Annotated in this window: 2 protein-coding genes and 1 pseudogene; 2 read left to right on the top strand and 1 reads right to left on the bottom strand. The window is 70.0% G+C overall.

Going from position 1 to position 3,319, the window contains the following annotated elements:
• A pseudogene (locus L995_RS21985) lies at positions 1–1,246 on the bottom strand (excinuclease ABC subunit UvrA); the annotation flags it as partial.
• A 273-nt stretch (positions 1,247–1,519) separates the two neighbouring features.
• Between L995_RS21985 and L995_RS21980 the strand changes: the two are divergent.
• Both L995_RS21980 and ssb read left to right on the top strand, forming a co-directional pair.
• Positions 1,520–2,695, top strand: coding sequence for an MFS transporter (locus tag L995_RS21980; RefSeq protein WP_047473713.1), 1,176 nt, complete (start codon positions 1,520–1,522; stop codon positions 2,693–2,695).
• 159 nt (positions 2,696–2,854) lie between these two features.
• On the top strand, positions 2,855–3,319 hold a 465-nt coding region (gene ssb, locus L995_RS21975; RefSeq protein WP_047473712.1), incomplete at its 3' end, for a single-stranded DNA-binding protein.

Here is a 3,319-nt window from a genome sequence, read left to right as displayed (position 1 = left end):
CCGCGTCGAAGGGATGGCTCTTGACCAGGGTCTCGCCCTTGCGCGCGCCGCTGTCGAAGACATAGGTGAAGGGCATTTCCTCCTCGCCCGAGCCCCACAGCATCACGTTGCGCACCTTCTCGGGCAGCTCCTCGAAGGGCAGCTCCACATCGGTGCCGTAGTGGCGCGCCACGCTCTCCAGCATGGAGAAGTAGTAGCCGTTGCGCCGGTCCCAGCCCTTGACGGCGCCGCTGGCCAGGCTCAGCGTGGGAAAGGCCACCACGCGCTCGGGATCGAAGGACTCCGTGCAGCCCAGGCCGTCGCAGCCCGGGCAGGCGCCCATGGGCGAGTTGAACGAGAACAGGCGCGGCTCCAGCTCGGGCAGCGAATAGCTGCACAGCGGGCAGGCGAACTTGGCGCTGAAGAGGTGTTCCTTGCCGCTGTCCATCTCCAGGGCGATCACGCGGCCGCCGGCGTCGGCGCCACCCGCGCGCAGGGCGGCCTCGAAGCTCTCGGCCAGGCGCTGCTGGGCGTCGGCGCGCACCTTGAGGCGGTCGATCACCACGTCGATGTCGTGGCGCTCGTTCTTCTCCAGCGCGGGCAGGGAATGGGACTCGTGGATCTTGCCGTCGATGCGAAAGCGCACATAGCCCTGGGCCTGCATCTGCGCGAACAGCTCGGCGAACTCGCCCTTCTTGTTGCGCGCCAGCGGCCCCAGCACCATGAGGCGCGTGTCCTCGGGCAGGGCCAGGGCCGCATCCACCATCTGGCTGATGGTCTGGGACTGCAGCGGCAGGTTGTGGTCGGGGCAGTAGGGCGTGCCGGCGCGTGCGAACAGCAGGCGCAGGTAGTCGTTGATCTCGGTCACCGTGCCCACGGTGGAGCGCGGGTTGTGGCTGGTGGCCTTCTGCTCGATGCTGATGGCGGGCGACAGGCCCTCGATCAGGTCCACATCGGGCTTGTCCAGCCGCCCCAGGAACTGGCGCGCATAGGCCGACAGGCTCTCCACATAGCGGCGCTGGCCCTCGGCGTACAGGGTGTCGAAGGCCAGGCTGGACTTGCCCGAGCCCGACAGCCCGGTGATCACCACCAGCCGGTTGCGCGGAATGTCCAGGTCGATGTTCTTGAGGTTGTGCGTGCGCGCACCGCGGATGGCGATGCGTGACTGCGCCAGCGCCTGGCCGAGGTAGCGGCCGTCGGGCTGGGAGCGGGAGTCGGCGGCCCGGTCCAGGCCGCCGTCTTCGGAAATCGTGTGGGAACCAGGCATCGGGAAAACCCCTGCGAAGGCGAACCCGCCATGATAGGTCAGAACCCGTGCCACCGCATGGCGGCTCGGTCTGCGGGGCGGCAGGGCCTTCTGCGGCGCCCCTTCACAAAACTGTCTTGCACTGCCTTGCATAACCCAGCCACCCCGCAGCGCCGGCCTATGGGCGAGAATGGCGGATTGCTTGCCCCCACAACAGTGCACCCCGTGCTCGATTCCCCCACACCCGTCCACGGCGCCCAGGCGCCAGCCCCCTCCTCGGCCGCATCGGGCCGCATGACCTCGCAGGAACGCCGATCCAGCGCCAGCCTGGCGCTGATCTTTGCGCTGCGCATGCTGGGCCTGTTTCTGGTGCTGCCGGTGTTTGCGCTGGAGGCGCGCAAATACCCGGGCGGGGATGATCCGGCCATGATCGGCCTGGCCATGGGCCTGTACGGGCTCACCCAGGCCGTGTTCCAGCTGCCCCTGGGCCTGGCTTCGGACCGCTTCGGGCGCAAGCGCGTCATCGTCGCCGGGCTGCTGGTCTTTGCCGCGGGCAGCCTGCTGGCGGCCACGGCCGACTCACTGCTGGGCCTGATGTGGGGCCGGGGCCTGCAGGGCGCGGGCGCCGTCTCGGCCGCCGTGACCGCGCTGCTGGCCGACCTCACGCGCGACAGCGTGCGCACCAAGGCCATGGCCATGGTGGGCGGCAGCATCGGCCTCATGTTCGCGCTGGCCCTGGTGCTCAGCCCCCTGCTGGCGGCCTGGGGCGGGCTGCCCGGCATCTTCGGCCTGACCTGCGCCCTGGCGCTGGCGGGCATTGCCGTCGTGCTCTGGGTCGTCCCGCCCGAGCCAGCGCGCCACGCCGACCAGCCGCGCGGCCGCATGGCCGAGCTGTGGCGCCACAGCGACCTGGTGCGCCTGAACCTGGGCGTGTTCGTGCTGCACACCGTGCAGATGTCCATGTGGGTGGCCGTGCCCGCCATGCTGGTGCAGGCAGGCCTGGACAAGCAGGCGCACTGGCATGTCTACCTGCCGGCCGTGGTGCTGTCCTTCGCCGCCATGGGCGGCCTGTTCGCCATGGAGCGGCGCGGGCGCCTGCGCGCGGCCCTGCTGGGCGCCATCGCCCTGATCACCCTCGTGCAGATCGGCCTGGGCCTGCTGGCGGCCGGCGGCACGCAGCCGCCGCTGTGGGCCATGGCCGTGCTGATGTTCGTGTTCTTCTGCGGCTTCAACGCGCTGGAGGCCACCCAGCCCAGCCTGGTCTCGCGCATGGCGCCGGCTCCGCTGCGCGGCGCGGCGCTGGGCGCCTACAACACGCTGCAATCGCTGGGCCTGTTCGCAGGCGGCGCGCTGGGCGGCGCCGTCGCCAAATGGGCCGGCATGCCGGGCCTGTTCACCCTGACGAGCGTCCTGGCCGTGCTGTGGCTGGTCGTCACCTGGCCGCTGCGCCCCGTGGGCCGCCACGGCTGAACGGCAGTTTTCCGACGGTTACAAACTGCTGCAGCCAGCCGCTGCACCGGCATATCCGCCCCCTGCCAACGGCGGACGGCTTGCGGCACAATGGCGCGTCTGGCCCGGGATCCATCCTTCTATGCCCGGGCCACTTCTCTCTGTAAAGGTATTTCACTCATGGCATCCGTCAACAAGGTCATCATCGTCGGCAACCTCGGGCGCGACCCCGAAATGCGCACCTTCCCGAGTGGCGACCAGGTGGCCAACGTGACCATCGCCACCACCGACCGCTGGCGCGACAAGAACACGGGCGAGAACAAGGAAGCCACCGAGTGGCACCGCGTGGTCTTCAACGGCCGCCTGGCCGAAATCGTGGGCCAGTACCTGCGCAAGGGCAGCCAGGTCTATGTCGAAGGCAGCCTGCGCACGCGCAAGTGGACCGACCAGGCCTCCGGCCAGGAACGCTACGCCACCGAAATCCGCGCCGACACCATGCAGATGCTGGGCAGCCGCCAAGGCGGCGGCGGTGGCCAGCAAGGCGGCGGCTATGGCGATGAAGGCTATGGCGACAGCGGCTACGACGCCCCTCCCCAGCAGCAACAGCGCCGCCCGGCCCCTGCCCCCATGGCAGCGCCCGCCCCG

The sequence above is a fragment of the Delftia sp. ZNC0008 genome, assembly GCF_000799035.1.
Lineage (GTDB): Bacteria > Pseudomonadota > Gammaproteobacteria > Burkholderiales > Burkholderiaceae_C > Comamonas > Comamonas tsuruhatensis.
Note: the sequence above shows the minus strand (reverse complement) of the source record. Positions and strands in the feature narration are given on the sequence as shown.